At 34.4% G+C, this 23,321-nt stretch carries 18 protein-coding genes; 6 read left to right on the forward strand and 12 right to left on the reverse strand.

Annotated elements, in window-relative coordinates; translation table 11 throughout:
• The first annotated feature begins 79 nt into the window (after positions 1-79).
• Positions 80-2,680 (forward strand): MGH1-like glycoside hydrolase domain-containing protein, encoded by a 2,601-nt coding sequence (locus tag ATE49_RS14790; protein WP_065082795.1) that lies wholly within the window; start codon positions 80-82, stop codon positions 2,678-2,680.
• Positions 2,681-2,698: 18 nt separating this feature from the next.
• Here ATE49_RS14790 and ATE49_RS14795 read toward each other — a convergent pair whose 3' ends face one another.
• The 8 genes from ATE49_RS14795 to ATE49_RS14830 all read right to left on the reverse strand — a co-directional run bounded on the left by ATE49_RS14795 (position 2,699) and on the right by ATE49_RS14830 (position 14,255).
• A complete protein-coding gene (locus ATE49_RS14795) occupies positions 2,699-4,453 on the reverse strand; it encodes a tetratricopeptide repeat protein (protein ID WP_065082796.1) in 1,755 nt (584 codons plus the stop codon).
• A 1,621-nt stretch (positions 4,454-6,074) separates the two neighbouring features.
• Positions 6,075-7,847 (reverse strand): MutS-related protein, encoded by a 1,773-nt coding sequence (locus ATE49_RS14800; RefSeq protein ID WP_065082797.1) that lies wholly within the window; start codon positions 7,845-7,847, stop codon positions 6,075-6,077.
• 77 nt (positions 7,848-7,924) lie between these two features.
• Positions 7,925-9,250 (reverse strand): DUF58 domain-containing protein, encoded by a 1,326-nt coding sequence (locus ATE49_RS14805; protein ID WP_065082798.1) that lies wholly within the window; start codon positions 9,248-9,250, stop codon positions 7,925-7,927.
• Between the two features lie 128 nt (positions 9,251-9,378).
• Positions 9,379-10,404: an AAA family ATPase gene (locus tag ATE49_RS14810; RefSeq protein WP_065082799.1), complete on the reverse strand. Its 1,026-nt coding sequence runs from the start codon at positions 10,402-10,404 to the stop codon at positions 9,379-9,381.
• A gap of 4 nt (positions 10,405-10,408) precedes the next feature.
• Positions 10,409-11,575, reverse strand: coding sequence for a DUF4350 domain-containing protein (locus ATE49_RS14815; protein ID WP_065082800.1), 1,167 nt, complete (start codon positions 11,573-11,575; stop codon positions 10,409-10,411).
• Positions 11,572-12,360, reverse strand: a complete 789-nt coding sequence (locus ATE49_RS14820; protein WP_260256189.1) for a DUF4129 domain-containing protein — start codon at positions 12,358-12,360, stop codon at positions 11,572-11,574. Before ATE49_RS14820 ends, ATE49_RS14815 begins: the two co-directional genes overlap by 4 nt.
• Positions 12,353-13,297 carry a hypothetical protein gene (locus ATE49_RS14825; protein ID WP_065082802.1) on the reverse strand — a complete coding sequence of 315 codons (945 nt, stop codon included), beginning with the start codon at positions 13,295-13,297 and terminating at the stop codon, positions 12,353-12,355. The genes ATE49_RS14820 and ATE49_RS14825 overlap by 8 nt, the downstream gene beginning before the upstream one ends.
• Positions 13,281-14,255, reverse strand: coding sequence for a stage II sporulation protein M (locus ATE49_RS14830; protein WP_059155883.1), 975 nt, complete (start codon positions 14,253-14,255; stop codon positions 13,281-13,283). The genes ATE49_RS14825 and ATE49_RS14830 overlap by 17 nt, the downstream gene beginning before the upstream one ends.
• A 25-nt stretch (positions 14,256-14,280) precedes the next feature.
• Here ATE49_RS14830 and ATE49_RS14835 point away from each other — a divergent pair, with 25 nt between their 5' ends.
• Positions 14,281-15,015, forward strand: a complete 735-nt coding sequence (locus ATE49_RS14835) for an RDD family protein (RefSeq protein ID WP_065082803.1) — start codon at positions 14,281-14,283, stop codon at positions 15,013-15,015.
• Positions 15,016-15,044: 29 nt separating this feature from the next.
• A complete protein-coding gene (locus tag ATE49_RS14840; protein ID WP_059155885.1) occupies positions 15,045-15,341 on the forward strand; it encodes a GNAT family N-acetyltransferase in 297 nt (98 codons plus the stop codon).
• A gap of 55 nt (positions 15,342-15,396) precedes the next feature.
• On the opposite strand, the gene ATE49_RS14845 is transcribed toward ATE49_RS14840, so the two are convergent.
• The 3 genes from ATE49_RS14845 to smpB form a co-directional block, all read right to left on the reverse strand.
• Positions 15,397-16,134 (reverse strand): YebC/PmpR family DNA-binding transcriptional regulator, encoded by a 738-nt coding sequence (locus ATE49_RS14845; protein WP_065082805.1) that lies wholly within the window; start codon positions 16,132-16,134, stop codon positions 15,397-15,399.
• A gap of 113 nt (positions 16,135-16,247) precedes the next feature.
• On the reverse strand, positions 16,248-17,717 hold the full coding sequence (locus ATE49_RS14850; protein ID WP_065082806.1) for an OmpA family protein: 1,470 nt from the start codon (positions 17,715-17,717) through the stop codon (positions 16,248-16,250).
• Between the two features lie 67 nt (positions 17,718-17,784).
• Positions 17,785-18,243 (reverse strand): SsrA-binding protein SmpB, encoded by a 459-nt coding sequence (smpB, locus tag ATE49_RS14855; RefSeq protein WP_024565639.1) that lies wholly within the window; start codon positions 18,241-18,243, stop codon positions 17,785-17,787.
• Between the two features lie 88 nt (positions 18,244-18,331).
• Between smpB and ATE49_RS14860 the strand changes: the two genes are divergently transcribed.
• Positions 18,332-19,954, forward strand: coding sequence for an ABC-F family ATP-binding cassette domain-containing protein (locus ATE49_RS14860; protein ID WP_065082807.1), 1,623 nt, complete (start codon positions 18,332-18,334; stop codon positions 19,952-19,954).
• Positions 19,955-20,018: 64 nt separating this feature from the next.
• Here the strand turns inward: ATE49_RS14860 and ATE49_RS14865 are convergent, their stop codons facing one another.
• Positions 20,019-20,831: a M48 family metallopeptidase gene (locus ATE49_RS14865; RefSeq protein ID WP_065082808.1), complete on the reverse strand. Its 813-nt coding sequence runs from the start codon at positions 20,829-20,831 to the stop codon at positions 20,019-20,021.
• A gap of 145 nt (positions 20,832-20,976) precedes the next feature.
• Between ATE49_RS14865 and recJ the strand changes: the two genes are divergently transcribed.
• Together recJ and nadD are read left to right on the forward strand one after the other, a co-directional pair.
• Positions 20,977-22,686: a single-stranded-DNA-specific exonuclease RecJ gene (gene recJ / locus ATE49_RS14870; RefSeq protein ID WP_065082809.1), complete on the forward strand. Its 1,710-nt coding sequence runs from the start codon at positions 20,977-20,979 to the stop codon at positions 22,684-22,686.
• A gap of 19 nt (positions 22,687-22,705) precedes the next feature.
• A complete protein-coding gene (nadD, locus tag ATE49_RS14875; protein ID WP_065082810.1) occupies positions 22,706-23,290 on the forward strand; it encodes a nicotinate (nicotinamide) nucleotide adenylyltransferase in 585 nt (194 codons plus the stop codon).
• The last annotated feature ends 31 nt before the right edge of the window (positions 23,291-23,321 follow it).

The raw sequence follows: 23,321 nt of genomic DNA on the forward strand, positions 1-23,321 counted from the left end.
TATGAAGTTAGAAAAAGTATTAATAACTTTATAATTAATGACTTGAGACTAACTACTATGATGAACTATAAATAAAAACATGACACAAGAATATAACCGATTAAAAAATCCTGACTGGAAAATATGGGGCCCTTATGTAAGTAACAGGCAATGGGGAACAGTAAGGGAAGATTATAGTGCAAATGGTGATGCATGGAACTATACGGGACATGACTCGGCTGAAGCATTAACATTCCGCTGGGGAGAAGAAGGTATTGCAGGAATAAGTGATCAGGATCAAACTTTATGTTTTGCCTTAGGCTTCTGGAATCACCGGGATAAAATGATAAAAGAACGCTTCTTTGGACTAAGTAACAGCCAGGGAAACCATGGTGAAGATATAAAAGAACTTTTCTATTATCTGGAAAGCAGCCCCACGCACAGCTACATGAAAATGCTTTACAAGTATCCGCAGAATGCCTTCCCTTACGAGGATCTTATAATAACCAACAGGAATAGAGGAAAGGCCGAACGGGAATATGAAATTATAGATACAGGTATTTTTGATAACAATGAATATTTTGACATTACAATAGAATATGCTAAAGCCGATATTCATGATATTCTGATTCAAATCACTGTTGAGAACAAAGGACCTAAGGAATCTCCACTGAGTATTTTTCCGACATTATGGTTTCGGAACACCTGGTGTTGGGGATACGACAATTACAAACCTGAGCTTTCGGTGGATTTTAACGGAATTAAAGTTGATCACCAGGAAATACTGATTAAAAAGTTATTTACAGAAATACCTTGCGAGAGCATGTTTTGTAATAATGAAAGTAATACAGAAAAGCTTTATAAGTGGAATGATTCTGAACCTTTTGCCAAAGACGGAATAAACCAGTATATCCTGACAAACAATGCTGCGACTATTAACCCTGAGAAGAAAGGAACAAAGGCAGCTTTAAAGATTGAAACGTCTTTGCTTCCGGGTGAAAAGAAATCCTGGCGTTTCCGGTTAGGTACCGAACAGGAAAATCCTTTCGCAGATTTTGATCAGATATTCGGAGACAGAGTAACAGAAAATGAAGACTATTATAACCAGCTTCAGAAAGATGTAACGGATGAGGATAAACGCAGAGTTCAGCGGCAAGCCTTTGCCGGATTAATGTGGAACAAGCAGTTCTATCATTACAATGTCTCCAAATGGCTAAAGGGCGATCCTAATGAAATCCATCCACCGGAATCCCGCTACTATATACGGAATGAAGACTGGCAAACTCTAAATAATAAAGATATTATTTCCATGCCTGATAAATGGGAATATCCCTGGTATGCAACCTGGGATTTAGCTTTTCATTGTGTGGGACTAAGTCTTGTAGATTCTTATTTTGCTAAAGAACAGCTTTTACTGCTTACCCGCGAATGGTACATGCACCCCAACGGACAGCTGCCGGCGTATGAATGGAATTTCAGTGATGTAAATCCGCCAGTACATGCATGGGCAACTTTCAGGGTATTTAAAATTGATGAAAAGAAACACGGCAAGCCAGATCTGTACTTTCTGGAATCTGTATTCCAGAAATTGTTATTGAACTTCACCTGGTGGGTTAACCGTAAGGATATGAACGGAAATAACATTTTCGGAGGAGGGTTCCTTGGTCTGGATAATATTGGTGCTTTCGACCGTAACACGGTATTTCCTAATGGAGAACACCTGGAGCAAGCTGATGGTACGAGCTGGATGGCTATGTTTTCTCTGAATATGCTGCGTATTTCACTGGAATTAGCACTATACAATCCTGTATATGAGGATATGGCCACAAAATTCTTTGAGCACTTCCTGTATATCGCGGAAGCAATGAACAGCCTTGGGGATGACAAACAGGGATTGTGGAATGAAGAGGATGGTTTCTTCTATGATGTCTTACAGCTTTCCGACGGAACAAGTTTCGATCTTCGTTTGCGTAGCATTGTAGGACTTATCCCCATGTTTGCAGTAGAAGTAATTGAACACCACTATCTGGAAAAGCTTCCTAATTTTGCCAAAAGAATGGATTGGGTTTTATCTCATAAACCTGAACTGGCAGCATTGGTTTCACACTTCGATGTTGAAGGACAGGGACGCAAACATTTGCTGAGTATTTTACGTGGCCATCGTTTGAAAAAGATCCTGGAAAGAATGGTTGACCCTGAAGAATTTCTGAGTGACTACGGAATCAGGGCACTGTCTAAAGTTTATGAAAAAGAGCCTTTTCAGTTGAATGCGGGCGGAAATGATTACACTGTAAAATATCTGCCTGCAGAAAGCGACAGTGATATGTTTGGTGGTAACAGCAACTGGCGCGGCCCAATCTGGTTTCCGATAAACTTTCTGATTATAGAAAGTCTGCAGCGCTTTCATTTCTACTTTGGGGATGATTATAAAATCGAATACCCTAAAGGAAGCAATGAAATGCATCATCTGAATGAAATTGCGGAGGATGTGAGTAAAAGACTTTGCAAAATTTTTCTTCGTGATGAGAACGGAAGAAGAGCTTTTAATGGTGACTATGAAAAATTACAAAGTGATCCTGAATTCAGGGATTATATTCTTTTTTATGAATATTTCCATGGTGATACCGGGCGTGGCGTAGGTGCATCGCACCAGACTGGCTGGACTGCATTAGTTGCTAAATTACTACAGCCAAGAACCTAACAAATCAACTTATTATAATTATAACTGCAGGTTTTGTATAAAAGCCTGCAGATCTTCTTCTTTTCCCAAACCTATTTTCTGTTTTAGTCTGTATTTAGTCATTCTAACTGTTTTAGGATCTGCTTTCAGAGCACTCGCAATCTGCAGGTTATCCATGTTCAGATAAATATAAGCTGCATATCTAAGATCCTGATTTGTCAGTTTACTTTTAGACACTTCATTCAAACGCTTGAAGAAATTAGGATGAACTTCCTGCACAATGTTTTGTATTGCACTAAAGTTGGTATCAGAAGATTGCTCTTCCTTCAGAATACGATCCAGATTAAAATCTTTTATGTCTTTGGCCTTTTCCTTCAACTCATTGATGAAAGTATTTTTCTGGTTCAGTTGAAGAGACGTTGCCAATGCCTGCTTCTGCAGCTGCTCCTGTTGTATCGCCCACAACTCCTGCTCTGCTTTCATACGGGCTTTTTCTTCCTGCTCAAGCTGTAAAAGAAGTTCTGATTCATTTCTTTCGGCTACCAGCAGGTTTTGTTTATATCTAAGGGTATAAATCAGAAATATTATAGTAGCTATAGAAAGGAGAATAATTCCCAGATAAAGAAATTTCCGTTTATTAAATATTTTATTCTTTTCCTCCAGTTGCTTTATCTGTTGATTCTTCTGTTGTGCCTGATAAAATACGTCCAGTGTTTTGGCCGTATTATGAGACTGTTCCTCACTGTAATGTTTAATCAGATTTTTGGCATCCCGTTCATAAACAAGGGCTTTTTCCGGCTGACCTATCTTTTCATGCAGTCGTGAAAGATTTTCAAGGATCTCCATTTTATCACTCAGAAATATTTCCTTGTCATTCTTTGACAAAGAATAAGCTTTTAAATAATACTCTTTTGCCAGTTCATTTTTTCCCATTGCCTCATATACATAGCCAATATTATTGTAGGCAAATGTTGTAAACTGCTCAAAATTGTCATCGTCTTTATTCAGTGATAGTACCTTATTGTACAATTCCAGGCATTTATTATAATCTACAGGTTTCACAGTATTAACCATTACACCATAATTCAGATAATAAGCAATCAACGACCTTTTCTGGGCAGCTGGTTCTTTTATCAGCAAAGCATATTGGTAAGATTTCTGATAACTTTCCTGTGCAGAAGCAAGAAATTTCTTTTCGTTCGATAACTCATATCTCTTCCGGTAATAATATCCAAGGTTATTATAAGTAGAGTTGATTAATAAATTATTTTTAGATTTTAATGCATATTGATTCGCTTTGGTATAGTCTTCTTCACCATACTTATTGAGCATTTTTTTGGTGGAGTAATTATATTTAAGAAAATACAATGTGGCAAGAATGAAATTCTCATTGGGATATTTGCTAAAAGTAATGATGCTTTCATTAACTGATTTTACAAATAACTCGTCCTTATCTAGCTTCTGATAATATTTAGCATAGCCCTGATCGACATAAGCTTTGTCTATAGGATCCTTCGTTTTTGAAGCTATATCTTGAGCTTTTTCCAAAGCCTCTGTTCTTTTCACCACATCTTTTAGTAAAGCATAGTAGTCTGCCAAATAAACATAACCAATAACTTTTCTGGAGTCATTATCCGATTTTAAGAACTCTGATTCTATAACTTCTTTTGCCTTGGCTTTCTCATTACCATATAAAAGGGTATAAACAAGTTGTTGATTAACATCCTTATCACTTTGGGCAAAATATAAGCAGGACATTAATAATAAAATAACAGATAATACAACTTTATTCATTTTTTGCAAACTCATAAAACCTTTATATACAAAAATACATATATATAAACATATAATAATTAGGTTTTTACAAAAAAATGTAGACATTTTGTATACGTGAAAAAAAAATTATGTAGGCGCATTGTAATGCAGAGAAACGCAACCATTAAAAAAAATAACAGGAAATTTGTAGTCAGAAACATACATGATAAAAAGAAACAAAAACACACTAGTTGAAAGAGAATGGACATTGTTGCCCATTCTTTTTCTTTTTACATACAAGTATTAAGAGAGCAATGTATTTATAAGAATATATAAATAATTAATTCGCATTTAAAGCAACATCTTTTCCATATAAATAAGCCACATATAATATAACAATTAATAGAATTGCAAATTCAATAAGGTTTTTATTGGTGTAACAAAGTGTTCTTTTTTTTGTTTTTCTAATAATCATTTTTCTTAATTTTATGACTATCTTTTTTCTCTTTCAGCTGCAGCTTTATCAGGTTATTTTCCTTTTTCAAAATTAGAATGCAAATACACAAAATAACTAATAAAAAAGCCAGATAAATTTCATATTTATGTTTTTTTAGTATGTGAAGTATTTTTGACTTTAAAACAAATCTACTCTAGTAACTGGAACAGATTTTAATTTTATTAAAGTTATAGAAAGATTTATAAACCGTAAAATCTCCCTACCTTCCATCCGATTCTAAAAAGAATGAATGCAATCAAAGTAATTGCTAAAACAGACATTGCTAAATTATCATTAAAGCTCTTGTCTATTTTATTCAAAAAGGATTGAATGCTAATATTAGGTAACTTAGGATGCAGATTCTTTTTCATATTTTTCTATAATATACGAAATTAAGTATAATTGAAAGCCTAGTTAACCAAATAATAGATAGCTTTACCAATAACTTTACCACTGAAATACACAAAAATTATTAACGTAACCGAAGCAACTATAATTTCCGACTTGATATTCATTTTCATATTTTTAATTTTATTTTTTGTCATTTCTCTTTCCATTTCTTTATATCCCATACAAAGACTTAGCATAAAGCAAAAGATCTCCGCCATTAGTATTTTCCTGCTCTTCGTAAGATAATTCTTTTAATTTTATAATCTTCAATTAATGAGTTAATAAATAAGCAGCTTTACCGACTTCTTTACTTCCATAATAAGTTGCGCTTGTTATCGCAATTATACTTAAAACTACAAGTAATATTCCCCCTTTATGTTTTTTTTCATTTCCTGAGTATTAAACCCAACTAGATTTAAATTTTGTAAATTCATCTTTTCAATTTTTAAAATTTGTATTAATCTTTGTCATATTATAATCCCTGACATTGGTTTTACAGATCTGTTATAAAAACAAATATGACCCTGATTAATATTATGAGCAAATGAAGCTTGTCCTTATTCTTTAAATTTTGACAGATTACATTATAAAAGCACTAAAATGAAAGTAAATGAAATAAGAATCGTAATAAAAAGGATACAGTATTGTCTATGAATATTTAAGACTTAATATAAAATTATAGCATTATCTCTTTCCTGAAAGTTTAAAAACCTGAGGAGATAAAAAAATTAAAAAACAATCATTTTAAATTGAAGAAACGAAATGACGATTATCTCAATCTATAATGTTATAGGCCTTCATTAACCTTAGCGCATTCATGGTTTGGGTGACACCGGATTTTAATTTGTAGTCGGATATAAGCTCACCATTTTTTTCATCCAATTCAAAACAAAGATTGGAAACATTTTCAGGGTAAGTTATATCCATATCTGTGAGTGGCAAATCATGGGTAGCAATAATACAAGTAAAGTCTGTATTAATATCCATTATTTTCTTCAGGAACAAACGAGAACCCTCCAACTTATCTGTAGAATTTGTTCCCTTCAGAATTTCATCGAGAATAATGTAAAGTGGAATCTTTTCTTCCAATGTCTCCACTAAACTTTTTAATCTTTTTATTTCTGCATTAAAATAAGAACTTCCATCCGATAAGGAATCGCTTGTTCTCATACTTGTAAATATATGCATCGGTCTAAAAGAAAACTCTTCGGCTCCGACCGGGCAACCATTCATTGCCAGCACAAGATTTACACCTATAGTTCGGAGAAAAGTACTTTTACCTGTCATGTTAGCCCCTGTAACGATACAGATATTCTTAGTATTTCCAATAATAAAATCATTACCGATTGCTTTTCCGGAGTCCAATAATGGGTGAACTATATCTTTACATTGTAATGAATCTATATCTTCCCTACAAACCGGATAATTGTATTGAGGATTTTTATAAGCAAAAATGCCAAAAGATATTAATGCTTCATACTCAGCAAATGCCTCAAACCAGTTATCAATATGCTCGTTAAGCATATTCATTAATTTCGCCAGCTCTACTGTATATCTAAGATTCCATAGAAACAAAAGATTGGCAATTGATCCAAACAATGGTGTATGTCCGTTATCCAGATTTCTTTTTATACCGGATAATTTGTTAATACATGAAGAAGCCAACGGATGAGTAAGCTTTGCCTGAAGGTTTTTATTTAATGCTGTATCGAAAGCTTCTTTCTCTATTAACTGAAAAATTTCTGAAAACCTGCTATATTGTCCTGATCTTAGATTGACAACACTATAAGCTTTTTTAAGTTGTTTACTGTATTTACTATTAACAACAAGCAAGCTAATAATAGAAAAGGCTAAAAATACCCCCAGAAAAACAGGTGAAAAATCCTTCAAAATAGCCAATATCAGTAATAAAATATTAATTACCGGAATCACTATCAGTATTGTACTAACAAGCTTCCATGGAAAATCTACAGATAGTTTGTTTGTCAACAGACTTTTATCTTGTAATTCAAGCGACTTTGCATTTGCCAGAAAGCGTATGTTCCATTCCGGCTTCTGAGATAACTCTTTAATAGCATCCTGCCTTTCTTCAATTTCTTTGCATTGTGTAAGTGGATTAGACAGGTAATCTCTCAGTGTATCTGCTCCCAGACAGGTTGATGTCTTATCTATTTTAGTAAACAGGGAACGTTCACCGAAAATATCCAAATCTTTATTATAGGAGTGATAATTGTTTATATCAGATCCTTCAATTTGGGCATTCTTTGAAAACTCTTCAGTAATCTGATTACAAACTTCAATAACTCTTTTACTATAATTTATTTTTTGCTGATAGTGAGATGATATAAATAGTAGTACTAAAAAAAGTATAAATGACAGGCCAGTTAAAAACAGATACAAAGCTTCCTTATCCTGAAAATACTTAATTACCGAAAAAACAGAGGCAAGAAATGTCAGAACCCTAAATACACTAATTAAATTTTTGATCTTTTCAGAGGATTTTATATTAGCCTGCTCTTGCTCGATTGAGTACTCTATTTCTTTCATAAATCTATTTCATCATTAATAAATAAAACATGCTTCCATGGAAAGGAAACAAATAATGGATATCTAAATTAATATAGCTAGAGTATTCCCCTGGCTTTAATTTCCAGATATTTGTTGATAACTTCTATACTTAGGTTTTCAGGAAGTGTATAGACAGAATAAATACCATATTTCTGAAGCTCCTGACGAATCAGCTTTTTCTCGTACTCGAATTTTTCTGCTATAATCTGGTCATAAACATCCTGAGTTTTCTGTGCATTTTTATGATCCATCATTTTCATTACCTCAGCATTCTTAAAGAATACAACCACCAATAAATGGCTTTTAGCAATTCCCCTGAGATATGGAAGCTGGCGTTTCAGCGCATCCAGTGTCTCAAAATTGGTAAAGAGAAGTATCAAGCTTCGTTGCGTTACTTTTCTTTTCAGATCAGTATAAAGCCGGCTGAAATCAGATTCGTAAAAATTGGTATTAATATTATACAGAGCTTCGGCAATTTTCTTTATCTGCCCTGCTTTCAGTTCAGCAGCAACAGTATTCTCCATTTTTTTGGAGAAAGTCATTACACCAGCACGGTCTTGTTTTTTAAGGATAATATGAGCTAAAGCCATAGATGCATTAATAGAATAATCCAGCAATGACAACCCATTAAACGGCATTTTCATCGTCCGCCCTTTATCTATAAGCATATATACCCTTTGTGCTCTTTCTTCCTGGTACTGATTGATCATCAGTCTATTTTGCTTTCCAGTTGCTTTCCAGTTAATACTACGGATATCGTCACCGGTTACATACTCACGGATTTGTTCAAATTCCATAGTATGCCCAATTTTACGGATCTTTTTTATTCCTCCTAACAAAAACTCATTCTGCATAGCCATGAGCTCATATTTTCTGAGGTGAATAAATGATGGATAACTTGGTACCATTTGTCCATCCTGAGTTTTATACCTTTTTGCAACGAGTCCTAATGGAGAACGGACATATATATTAAGATTTCCGAATAGGTATTCTCCCCTCTCTTTTGGTACAAGAGGATATTCAAACAGAGTATTCCCGTAAGGTTTTATATCCTTATGAATCTCGAAATTACGAAGCTGAAACTGAAATGGTATTTCATCGATAACCTTTACTTTTATAGTAAACGGATAGTTGTTCCGAAGGTCAATTTTAGTAAGGTTTTCATCTCCATTCGATAATTTTTCAGGGAGAATTCTGTTACTTTTCACTCCATTTTTCTCTCTGAATAGAATAAAAGTATCAATACAGGTCATTAACACCAATAACAATAATCCTGCATGTGCTACCCACATTACAAATGGGAAGAAAAATGCAAAAACATATACCACTGCTATAATACCAAGCAGCAGAAAAAAAAGATTATTGATATATAATTTTTTCATAAAATTTATTGAGAGTTTACAGTACACAGATAATAGCTATTTACTCAAAGATTTGATTATTTCTTTTAAAATTCTGGAAATCTCCAGAATACTATTAACTGTAAACTGACAACCGCACACTACATAATTTATCTCGGAATTTCTATGGATTCCAGTATTTGTTTAATTACCTCTTCTACACCCAGTCCCTCCATTTCACGCTCCGGAGTAACAATTACTCTGTGTCTCAGTACTGCTACTGCAGCTTCTTTTATATCATCCGGAGTTACAAAATCACGACCATTAATCGCTGCGAAACCTTTAGATGCCGTTAGCAATGCTAAAGAAGCACGAGGCGAAGCACCTAAATATAGGAAAGGGTTCTCTCTTGTGTTCACTACAATTCTGGCAATATATTCCAGAAGATTTTCTTCAACAATGATATCTTTTATCAGCGTCTGATACGTTTTTAATTCTTCAGCTGTTAGTACAGGCTGAACTTGTTCGGTTTTATCATCTACTTTTAGCTGATGCTGATTCTTAATAATCTGAACTTCCTGCTCTGGTGTTGGATATCCAACATTTACTTTGAATAAGAATCGATCTAACTGTGCCTCCGGTAATCTGTAAGTACCTTCCTGCTCTATTGGGTTTTGAGTGGCAATAACTAAGAAAGGTTCTTCCATTATATATTTCCGTCCGTCCATAGTAATCTGCCTTTCTTCCATTACTTCGAAAAGTGCCGCCTGAGTTTTCGCAGGAGAACGGTTGATCTCATCAATTAAAATAAAATTGGAAAATATAGGTCCTTTCTTAAATTCAAATTCTGTTGTTTTAGCGTTGAATACTGCCGTTCCCAAAATATCAGAAGGCATAAGATCTGGTGTAAATTGTATTCTGCTAAAATCTACTGCAATTGTTTTCGCCAATAATTTAGCCGTAATTGTTTTAGCAACTCCCGGCACTCCTTCAATCAGTACATGTCCGTTAGATAATAGTGCAACCAACAAATGTTCTATCATGGAATCCTGACCAACAATTACTTTATTGATTTCCGCTTTTACTCTATCCAGACTATTCTTTAGTGCAGTCATATCAATTCTGGATTGAAATTCAGGATTTTGTGATTCTGCTGAAGTACTCTCAGGTATTGGGTTATATTGATTTTCTTCCATATTCTTATTTGTATATTTTGTCTAATATTTCGTTTAGTTTAATCAGATCCTGTTCTGTTATCTTCGAAGAAGGATTATTACTTCTTTGCATTAGTACAACAGCTTGCTCTATTAATTCTTTGGGTTTCCCTGTTTTCAGTTGTAATCTGTTGACAAAGACATCGTCTATGACAGAAGTATCTATCAGAAGATCTGTACGCACTTTATTTAGAAAATAGGTAACTTTCTTCTGCATCATATCTTTTGCGTCTCCTTCATTCAGATAAAGATTGCCTATACTTCTCACAAATTCTACAGAGGTATTTTCCAATGGCTTTATTATAGGAATAATACGCTGTTTTCTTTTAGCATGGAATATTATGAATACAAAAAAACCAACTAAAAATATATACCAGGCATAGCGTAATGGAGGATTTCTTAAGATAAAACGTAATGGTGATATAGATTGCAAATTTTGGTTTTCCATAAACCATAAAGTATCTCTGTCTTTCGGCAGATATGAGAACATTTCCTCCACATATTTTTCATTTCCTTTTTGTAAAAGGTAATAATTAGTCAAAACTAATGGCTCTGTGTGAATAAAAATATTTCCCTTACCTGTTTTTACCTTTACAAAGTTCGCATAGGATTGATTACGACCTTTCAAAAGGTTACTTCCAAGAATCTCTGTCGTTTTTATATCAATCATCGGGATCACATTTCCGTTTGGAAGTCTATTGAGTTTTATGCTTCCTTTGCGGTTTTTATCTGTAAATGTCAGATAATTTATAGTGTCAGAACTTAGAAGTCTTGTTGTGAGATTTAAAGTATCTACTAAATCATATGGTATATTTTCGGAAACAACCATCACATCACTTCCTCTTTTAGCCTGTTTCAGTATCTTAATCCATGATTGTTTATCCAGCTCTCTTTCAATAATCAATATATTATGCGGACGCTGAAGAGAGTCCTTAGTGTAGTAACGATAAGGCGACAGACCAATTTTTTTTAATTTCTTATTGAATAAAAGGTTAGCTTCCTGATTAAATATATATAAATCGAAAGGTTTTTTATCTATCACAGAATAAGTTTTCCGCCAGTCAATCAGCGGTTTTTTATTCACCTGTAATACTGCCAGAAGTCCTACAACCACAGCAAAAATAATAAGATATAACTTTAGTGTCTTATTCATATTTTTTGTTGTGTCTGTTGATATTGTCTTCTAAAAACAGCATACTCATGCTCGGTAATACTTCGCTCTCCATACCATACATTCTCGAATACGAAAGAAAGCTTCTGAAAATCCGATTGCAGAGCATTACCATTAAGCATACGGATATAATCCCTGTTTGTCTTTTCCGGATCCCATTCCAGCATATTCTTATCAGTCATAAGCTTCAGCAGGTAGAGGAACTGATATCTTATAGCAGATCTGTATTCCTTTTTTTCTTCATAGTTTTTAATTAAAGAAGGAATGTCCAATTCATGAATATTTTCTGTTATTGTTCTGTCTTCAGGATTTAGTTTTTTACTTTTCTTACTGAATACCCAATTACCATTTCGGGAAAGAACAAACTTCACAATAAGATACAATGCAAAACCGAGAAGAACTATAGCGACAATTCTTAACAAAATATATAAGGCATCATTAGCCCCCTGTAAACTTTTACTTTGGATCCAGTCACTCAATAACTCCCCCAACCATTTTTTGAATTTTTGCCATAAAGATTCTTTTGGCTTATTTAAAGAATAATCAAAATCACTTCCCCGGTATTTTTCTTTAAACTTTGCATCAAATGTTCCCGGATAGACAGCATTTTCAGTAGCATATCCTTTTCGGAGCAGAGAATCTGTTTTTAGCTGATCTTTACCTTTTATATTCTTCTCTAATACCTCAGCGGATACAATGGTATCTACTTGCTGCGCATGTACAGAAAGTGTAAAAAGAAAAATAATATAAAGGATTCTATTATTCACCAGACCCAATAGTATCAATTTCGGAAAAAGTAACATTGCGGTGTAAATCTGTTCTGCTGTCATAATACATAAAACCAGCATTCACATAAATCAGATTATTGAGTACAATAGTACAGGCAATTGATACAGCATACACAATGGCCATAAGTGTCATAAAAAATGAGGAATCTGATCCAAGTGCATCCGGAGTAGTTCTTACAGTGGTAAGAATATATCCATATAAAAACATCATAGGAATAAAAGCAAAAATACTTGTCACTACATTAATCAGTAAGTAAATGATAAAGGTAGAACCTATATATTTCCAGAAGCTTTTGGAAAACTGCATGCGAAATGCTTTACCAATGGACGCAAAAAAACCATCATTGGTATTGTACATATTGAACAGGGTGAAGTTTATAATATTAACCATTACCGGAATACAAGCCATAATCAACAAGAAACCGATAAGAATAATCATAAGAAAGGATGAAATAATAAATGCAAAAATAAATAATGGTGTCAGGATAAAAATAGAACCAATGAAGAAGACAAAAAACTTCTTCAGATTTTTTTTCATATCCTCGATCATTTCATTCATAGTCACTTTAGAATTACCTGTCTCGGCAAGTCGCTTCATGTAGAGCACAGGAAATGAATATGAAATTAGTGACAACAGAATAATTAATACAATTGAAAGTACCGAAGCCCCTATTAATAGACCTTGATTTTGTTGAAAATAATCCTGAAACAAATAGGCTTCACCGTTTATATTGGATCCGAAAGCCTGCTTAAAAAAATCACCAAAACCTATTACAATTACAACAACCAGTAGAATAATAATTCCACCGTTCAGTGTAAGGTAATTTTTGAAATAATTTTTCCCATATAGCTTGAAGAAATTAAGCGTATCTGATACCAGCGCTCCAAAATCTCTTTTTTTATAAAATTGCATCATGTTTTAGTTTTTTATGAACCCTGTAAGGGAAAATAGCGTAGTAAAAGATTATAAATCCTAGTGTTCCGAAGATAATTACCAGATCAATAATTAGCGGCATTTGCAGTGCGTATCTTGTTACAAAACCTTCTAAAATTCCGGCAAATATGGTAAACGGAATAGTACTTACAAATATTTTAAATGAATTCCTAAATCCTATTTTAAATGAATTCAACCTCGAATAAGTTTTTGGAAAAAGCAAAGAAGCACCAAGTATAAAACCTGCAGTAGCCTCTATCACCATTGCTGATATTTCAAAAGCACCGTGTATCCATATTCCACGCATACTGTCTCCTAGTACACCTTGCTGCTGAAAAAAATACTGAAAGGTCCCCAGCATAATACTATTCTGCATTAACACTAATAGTGTTCCAATACCACCGAAAATACCATAAGCATAAAGCTTGGCACCTACTTCTAGGTTATTCTGAATAATTCCAATGGCACTTCCCCAGTTAGATCCACTTCCGTAAATAGCAACAGCATTGCCTTTTTTAATATTCTCCAAGGTTTGATTGACATAATCTTCCCCTAATATCAATTTGACAAAATCCAGATCATAATGGGTAGAAGTAGCACCTATAGTAGTAAACATAGCAAAAACCAAAAAGGCAAGCAATAAATACTTTCTGTATTCATACATGATCAGAGGAACCTCTTTCATAAAAAATGCTTTTAGCCTGTTTTGCTGTATTCTTTTGGTTTTATAGATCTTTTGGAAAATCTGTGATGAGAGATAGTTAAGATATACCGTTGTTTTACTTTTGGGATAATAAGTCTGAGAAAAAGACAGATCATTAATCAGGTTAATATATAGCGAAGACAGGTCATCAGGATTTTTTTTAATTTTTCCTAATACCACCTGCTCTATATCCAGCCATTTTTCTTTATTTTGTTTGATGAAAGCGATTTCTCTCATATATTTGCTAATGTAACAAAAAATTATGAATTCAATAGATATAAATACATCACAAAATGTAAATATCAGTTTCGATCCTGCCAGTATTGGCGAGAGAATTCTTGCATTCATAATTGACAATATAATTAAAATTGCCTATTCCGTTATTATCTACATTATTATCGCTTATGTATTCGGGTTTAAACTTTTAAAAATAACCGATCAATGGTCATTGATAGCTATTTTTGCTATTATATCTCTTCCTGTAAATCTTTATACACTTTTGTTCGAAAGTTTTATGGAAGGGCAAACCCCGGGAAAAAGAATAATGAAAATAAAAGTTGTAAAAACGGATGGCTACCAAGCCAGTTTCGGCGATTATTTTATGCGGTGGTTTTTCAGGATTATTGATATTGGCATTATTGGTATTATAACGATAGTAGTCAATAAACACAATAAACGTTTGGGAGACCTGGCGGCTGGTACTGCTGTTATTACACTAAAAAGTAAATACAATATCAATCATACAATACTTGTAAATTTATCACAGGATTATATTGCAAGATATCCGCAGGTTATAGCCTTATCCGATAATGACATGCGGATTATTAAGGAAAATTATGTTAAAGCCAAGAATACCTTCGACCAAGGTATCATCAAAAAATTAGCTGAAAAAATACGCCAGACTACCGGCATTACATACAACACTCAGGAGATTACAGATCAACAGTTTATCACTATCGTTATTCAGGACTACAACTATTATACAGGTATACAATAATTTCGTATATTTAGTAAAACATGTTGTATATGGAAAATCTAAGATTTGAAAAGACACAAAGCCAGAACGGCGGATTCATCAGTGCCTTTAACCAGAATAATGAAGAAATAGGGAAATTAACATATACCATTCAGCCTGAAAAAAGTATTCTTATTATTTCCTATGTAATGGTATTTCCTAAGCATGAAGGAAATGGATATGGACAAATGCTCGTAGCTGAGGCCATAAGTTTTGCCAGAGAAAATAATTGGAAGATATATCCACATTGCAGCTTCTCACGAAGTGTATTGGTCAATATGAAAGATGTTAGTGATGTATATCCTTAGAAAAAACAAAAGAGCCTGAAAAATCAGGCTCTTTTTAGTTATATAAAATCACTTCTTAGCTCTGAAGTAATTCTTCTGTCATTTCCATGTTATGGTAAACGTTTTGTACATCATCATCCTCTTCAAAACGATCTAACATTTTCAGGTTAGCTAAGCCTTGCTCCAGGTTTACACCTTTATGCATGTTAGGAATTCTTTGCAATTCTGCATTCTGAACTTCTAATTTCATCTCTTCAAGCTTATGAGACATTGTACCAAAGTCTTCAAAAGCTGTTGTAACCATTACGATCTCTTCGTCCTGATCTATTTCTTCAGCTCCACCATCAATCATTTCCATTTCGAAATCATCCCACTCCATTTTGATCTGAGATTTTTCTATGGTAAAAATACCTTTTCTATCAAATAGAAAAGAAAGCTCTCCGTTCTTACCAAGATTACCATCAAACTTATTGAAGATAGCTCTTACATTGGCAACTGTCCTTGTAGGATTATTTGTTGTACATTCAATGAAGAAAGCCACACCTCCTTGTCCATATCCTTCATATGTGATTTCTTCATAGGTTTCTGCATCTGCACCAGAAGCTTTTTTAATAGCTCTTTCAACATTATCTTTCGGCATGTTAGCTCCTTTAGCATTCTGAATACACCTTCTTAATGCAGGGTTGGAATCCGGGTCAGTTCCTCCGGCTTTTACTGCCAAAGCAATATCTTTTCCTATTCTGGAAAATGTTTTTGCCATTTTATCCCATCTGGCCATCTTAGAGGCCTTTCTATATTCAAATGCTCTTCCCATTTCTGAATTTATTTACGTGCAAAAATATCACTAATCAGCAAATTATACAACGTACATACATAAAAAAACACCCCCACTAGGTGGAGGTGTTTATTATATTGAAAAAATTTTAATTATTTTTTCTTTTTGATAACTTTTTTAGAAGATTTTTTCACTCCTTTTTTTACTGGTTTAGCAACAGTAACGTCATCTTTTTTGTAAGTAGCCCATTCAGTATCAGCAGAGATAGCTCTTACTTCAACTTTTCTGTCTGCTTGTCTAGCCTCGTTAGAAGCAGTAGCTGGTACAGTAGCTTCTTTAGCACCTACACCTACAGATTTCAATTGAGATCCGTTTACACCTCTAGCTTCAAGAGCTTTAACTACAGAAGCAGCTCTTTCTCTTGATAGTTTCAAGTTGTAAGCAGCATTACCTTTAGCATCTGTGTGACCAGTTACTAAGAAGTTTTCAGCTTTAGCTCCTTTAATAATTGTAGCGGCAGCATCTACTTTAGATAGAGATCCAGACTGGATAGTAGCTTTGTTGAAATCGAATAAGATATCTTTAAGCTCAGCTTTTACTCTATCATCAGTTCTTGGACATCCGTTGTATTCTGGAAGACCTGGTACATCTGGACAAGCATCATCTTTATCAGGGATACCATCACCATCTCTATCTGGCCAAGGACAACCGTTGTTTTCTTTTGGACCTGGTACGTTAATACACTGATCGTCTTTGTCTAACACACCGTCACCATCTGTATCTGGCCAAGGACAACCTTTGTTTTCTTTTGGACCAGCGACCTCAGGGCAATTATCATCGATATCTGGAATACCATCACCGTCTGTATCTGGACATCCTTGGAACTCAGGTAATCCTGGAGTATCTGGACATCTGTCATCTTTATCAGGGATACCATCCTTATCTCTGTCTCTGTTACCAAATCTGAATAATAGAGATGCAGAAGCTTGCCAGAAGTTAGCAACGTTAGACTTGTTACCTGGAGTAGTTACATAATCTCCTTGGATACCAAGACCGAAGTTTTTAGTAATCCAGAAGTTAGATCCTAAACCTGTAGATAATGCAAAGAAATCTTTCTTCCCAGTTGCATCAGTACCATTATAACTTCCGTAATAGTTACCAAAAGCATCTGTTTTAGGGAAAGTTAATCCAGAATAATCATGTCTTAGGTAGTTAGCACCAACTCTTGCATATGGATCGAACCAAGACTCTTCATTCCATAAACTGTTGAATTTGAACTGAAGACCTAAACCAGCCATCAAGAAAAATTCTTTGTCCATGTCAAATCTCTTATTACCAACGTTACCTACAGAAGCCTGTAAATCAACAACTAAGTACTTGTTGATGTTTCTAGCAACAGTTAATTTAGATAATGGAGGAGTAATAGAGAAATTATTCAAATTGAATAACCTTTTAGTCAAATTTTGAGCTGAAAAGGTATTCGAGAAATTTGTAGATTGAGCTTTGTGGTTTTCACCATGTGCCCCCACACCGATTAACCACGGATTGCTCGTAGTCTGTGCGAACGCAGTAGTGGCTACCGTAAGTGCCAATGCTGTAATTCCTAGTTTTAAATTTTTCATAGAATTAAATGATTAAATAATTGATAATGCAAAATAAATATAAAAATACGTATTAAACAAAGTTTTTTTAAAAATTCTTTCGAATTCTGCTTAGATTTCTATCAGATTCACGTTTTTTAATAGATTCACGTTTGTCAAATAGTTTCTTTCCTCTTCCAAACCCAATAAGAAGTTTAGCTCTACCTTTATCATTTATATATAATTTTAAAGGTATTATTGTAAACCCTACATCTTTTACTTTTTTCTCCAAACGGGAAAGTTCTCCTTTATGTAGTAATAACTTCCGATCGCGTTTCGCCTTGTGATTATAAAATGATCCCATCTTATATTCATCTATCATCATATTGACTACCCAAAGCTCACCGTCTTTCATCTGGCAAAAGCTTTCAGCTATTGATGCTTTAGAAGAGCGCAATGACTTTATTTCTGTTCCGTATAAAACAATACCTGCTTCATATTCTTCAAGTATTTCATACTCGAAGCGAGCTCTTCTGTTTACAATATTAACAGTTCTTTCAATTTTCATACCAAAATTTAACAAAACACTAACATTTTTCCTCGAAGACATATAATCGGGAAATCTTTCGTATTTTTGCACAAATTTACAAAAGTATATGTTAACAGTTTCAAATTTATCTTTACAGTTCGGAAAAAGAGTACTTTTTGATGACGTCAATATAAAATTCACCAAAGGAAATTGCTATGGTATCATTGGTGCTAATGGTGCAGGTAAGTCTACTTTCCTGAAAATACTTAGTGGAAAGCAGGAAGCCACAACAGGTAATGTATCTCTGGAACCAGGGAAGAGAATGTCAGTTTTGGAGCAGGATCACTTTGCTTATGACAACTTCACTGTACTGGAAACTATCATGCGTGGAAACAAAAAGTTATTTGACATCAAAGAAGAAATGGATGCTTTATATGCTAAACCAGATTTCTCTGATGAAGACGGGATTAAAGCAGGAGAACTAGGTGTTATTTATGATGAAATGGGTGGTTGGACTGCAGAAACCGATGCACAAACCATGCTTTCTAATGTTGGGATTAAAGAAGACATGCATTATAAAATGATGTCTGAATTAGAAAACCAGGATAAAGTACGTGTTTTATTAGCACAAGCTCTTTTCGGAAACCCGGATGTGCTTATTCTGGATGAGCCTACCAATGATCTTGATATCGATACTATTGCATGGTTAGAAGATTTCTTAGCTGGTTATGAAAATACCGTTATCGTTGTATCTCATGACCGTCACTTCTTAGATGCAGTTTGTACACACATCGGAGATTTAGATTATTCTAAACTTAACCTTTATACAGGTAATTATAGCTTCTGGTATCAGGCATCACAATTAGCAACAAAGCAGAGAGCTCAGGCTAATAAGAAGGCTGAAGAGAAGAAAAAAGAATTACAGGACTTCATCGCCCGATTCAGTTCTAATGTGGCAAAAGCTAAGCAAGCTACAGCACGTAAGAAAATGATCGACAAGTTGAATATTGAAGATATTAAGCCTTCCTCCAGAAGATACCCTGCAATTATCTTTGAACAGGAAAGAGAAGCGGGAGATCAGATTCTTGAGGTAAAAGATCTTGAAAAAACGAAAGATGGTGAGTTATTATTCTCCGGAATTAACCTAAACTTAAAGAAAGGTGATAAAATTGCTGTTCTTTCAAGAAACTCTATGGCTATTACTGAGTTCATGGAGATTATTACCGGAAATGATACTGCAGATAAAGGTACATTCAACTGGGGCGTAACGACTAAGCAGAGTTATATGCCACTGGATAACACAGAATTCTTTAAAGAAAACATTAGCCTTGTAGACTGGTTACGTCAGTTCGTTCAAACCGATGAAGAAAGACATGAGGAATATGTAAGAGGGTTCTTAGGGAAAATGTTATTCTCTGGTGATGAAGCATTAAAATCATCTACTGTTCTTTCCGGAGGTGAAAAAATGCGTTGTATGTTTAGTAGAATGATGTTGCAGAAAGCAAACATCTTAGTTCTTGATGAACCTACCAACCACTTAGACCTTGAAAGTATTACAACATTGAACAACACTTTAGAAAACTTTAAAGGCACTGTTCTACTTTCATCTCATGACCACGAAATGCTTCAGACAGTCTGTAACCGTATTATTGAATTAACTCCGAAAGGAATTATTGACAGATACATGACTTATGATGAGTATCTTGAAGATAAAAAAGTTAAAGAACTGAGAGAGCAATACTACGCTTAATCAATTCTATCATAAGAGAAAAATTAAAAGGATGATCAGTTGATCATCCTTTTTTATTTCAAGTTTATTTTGTCAGTTTTGTTGTTGGAATTGTAACTGTTCCCGGATCTTTCCATAATCCATCTTTTTCAGCTTTTTTCTTAATCACATCAGCTCTCTTTACGCTATCAGGATGTGAGTTAAACATTTTCTGAAAACCACTTTGCTTATCTCCCTGCTCGGATAATAATGCTAATTTTTTGAATGCAGTATACTCTGCAACAACATTATAACCATTCTTTTTCATAAAATCATATGAATAAAGATCTGCTTCAGATTCCTGTTTTTTGCTATGGGCAGCATCCATCATCTCGTTGGCCATCTTTCCTAATTGGCTTTCATTTAAAGTTGCCACTGTTCTTGATGTTGCAGATGCAGCATCAAGAGCAGCAGCCTTCATGTATGCACTCTTCATAGCATCTTTAGTATCTTCATTCTTCACGTGCCCAATTTCATGACCTATCACTGCAAGAATTTCATCATCAGTCATAATATCCATTAGAGAAGAGAAAACTCTTACACTTCCGTCTGCACAGGCAAAAGCATTAATATCTTTTACTTTATAAACCTTATAGTTCAGGTTTAATCCGTCTTGTGTTTTATGTTTACCGAAAAGCTTATTCAACCTGATTGTATATGGATCTTTTGGTCCTGCTACTGCATTATTTTTATCCATCCATTCTACCGCTTCTTTGGAAAGATTAATAGCATCTGCATTACTAAAAGTTAGAGCTTTCAGTCCCTTTCCCGCAACATCTGTGATTTTACCCAAACTAATCTGAGCATTTGACATAGAAAAAGCGCCCAGTATTAATGCGCCTGCAATAATTTTTTTCATTTTATAGTATTTTTAAGTTATCCGGCGCAAGATACAATTTTTAAACACCACGCGGTGATTTAAATAAGCAGTTTTCTAATCCTCAAAATTAATTTTGGTAAAACTATTAAGACATACACTTTTTATTTCCTATATTTGTTACCCTATGATGCAACGATGGATCTACAAACCGACCCCTTCCGAAGACGTAATAGATAGTATCAGCTCTTCGCTGGGATTTGGTTATTTAGCATCCAAAATTCTGGTTATGCGGGGTGTAGATTCTTACCAGAAAGCCAGAGAATTCTTCAAGCCAAAAGCTTCTGATATTCACAATCCTTTTCTGATGGCAGATATGCAAAAAGCGGTGGAGAGAATTGCCACAGCTATCGAAAACGGAGAAAAAATATTAGTCTTTGGAGATTATGATGTAGACGGTACAACTGCCGTTGCATTAATGTACCTGTACCTTAGCAAAATCTGCGACAAAAAATATTTGGATTTTTATATTCCTGACAGAAATCTGGAGGGCTATGGTGTTTCCACTGAGGGGATTGATTATGCAAAAGAAAATGATTTCTCATTAATCATTGCATTAGACTGTGGGATAAAGTCTGCAGACAAAGTTGACTATGCCAATAGTCTGGGAGTTGACTTTATAATTTGTGACCATCACCTTCCCGGTGATGAGATTCCTAAAGCAGCAGCAGTCCTTGATCCCAAACGAAAAGACTGTGAATATCCTTATAAGGATCTTAGCGGCTGCGGTGTTGGTTATAAACTTTGCCAGGCACTGAATACCATTTATAAAATTTCGGATCACGAATTACAAGACTTAACCGATCTTTTGGCGATAAGTATTGCTGCAGATATTGTTCCTATCACTGGTGAAAACAGAGTGTTTGCCAAAATGGGGCTCAATAAACTGCGCAAAACAAAAAGACAAGGATTGAAGATTTTAATTCCTTATGAAAAGCTTCAAAATTTCACAATCTCGAATATTGTTTTTGAAATTGCTCCTAAAATAAATGCTGCTGGTAGAATTTCCCACGGGAAAGCAGCTGTAGAGCTGATGATTGCAGAAAATGCAAAACAGGCACACCTCATCGCTGATCAGATCGTTAATCTAAATGATGAAAGAAAAGAGTTGGACAGCAATATGACTCAGCAGGCGATAGATCAGGTTATTGAGACAAAACAAGAGAAAACATTCAGTACAATTGTTTATCAGTCTGAATGGAATAAAGGCGTAATTGGTATTGTTGCTTCTAGACTTATCGAATTATATTACAAACCAACATTGGTATTTACCGATGGAACCAACGGTGAAATGGTAGCTTCTGCTCGTTCTGTAGCAGACTTCGATCTTCACAATGCATTAGATGTATGTTCAGATTTATTTTTAAAATTTGGGGGACACCGTGCAGCAGCAGGGCTGTCTATGGAGAAAAAACATTTCGAAGCATTTAAAACAAAATTTGAAGAGACTGTAAAAAACTCTATAAAGGAACATCAGAAAACGCCAAGTATTGAAATTGATGCTGAAATTTCTCTGAATGATCTAACTAATGATTTTTTCCAGTTTCATCGATGGCTGGCTCCTTTTGGCCCTGAAAATATGAAACCTGTTTTGGTAGTCAAAAATGCCAGAGTAAGTGGTCATGTAAGGAAAATTGGAAAGCAAAGTTCCCATTTGAAATTCAATATTGTTCAGGATTCTTCCAGAAAAGGAATAGAATGCTTAGCCTTCAAAATGGGTGAACATGCCACCGATTTCAAAACCAAAACTTTTGATATTGCGTTTACTATTGAAGAGAATCATTGGAAAGATAATCTTACCTACTATCTCAATGTAAGAGATGTTATTTTCCATTAATTTTTTCTAAAATTGCATCATGAAAAAAGTAGGTTTATTTTTTGGCTCTTTTAATCCTATTCATATTGGGCATCTTATTTTATCCAATTATATACTGGAAAATACAGATCTGGAAGAAATATGGTTTGTTGTCAGCCCGCAGAATCCTTTTAAGTCTAAAACCAGTTTACTGGATGAATACAATCGTCTGGAAATGGTAAATCTTGCGGTACAAAGCTATCCAAAACTAAAGGCTTCGGATATTGAATTCAGCCTTCCCCGCCCGTCTTATACAATAGACACTTTAACTTATCTTCACGAAAAATATCCAGATCATGGATTTTGTCTTATTATGGGAGAAGACAATCTGGAGAGCCTTCCTAAATGGAAAAATTACGAACAATTAATCGCTAATCATGAATTAATTGTTTATCCTCGAGTGTTTGCAGAAAAGAAAAATACAGATCAGTATCTTCAGGATGTTAATATACACCTTGTAAAAGCTCCTATTGTAGAACTTTCTGCTACGGAAATAAGAGACATGATTAAGGCCGGTAAAAATGTACGCCCTATGCTACCACCAGAAGTTTTTGAATATCTGGAAGGAAGTAATTTTTATAAATAAATTAGAGCCGGAGCTATCTCTTCAATTACAA

It is taken from the genome of Elizabethkingia miricola (assembly GCF_001675285.1).
Taxonomy (GTDB): domain Bacteria; phylum Bacteroidota; class Bacteroidia; order Flavobacteriales; family Weeksellaceae; genus Elizabethkingia; species Elizabethkingia miricola.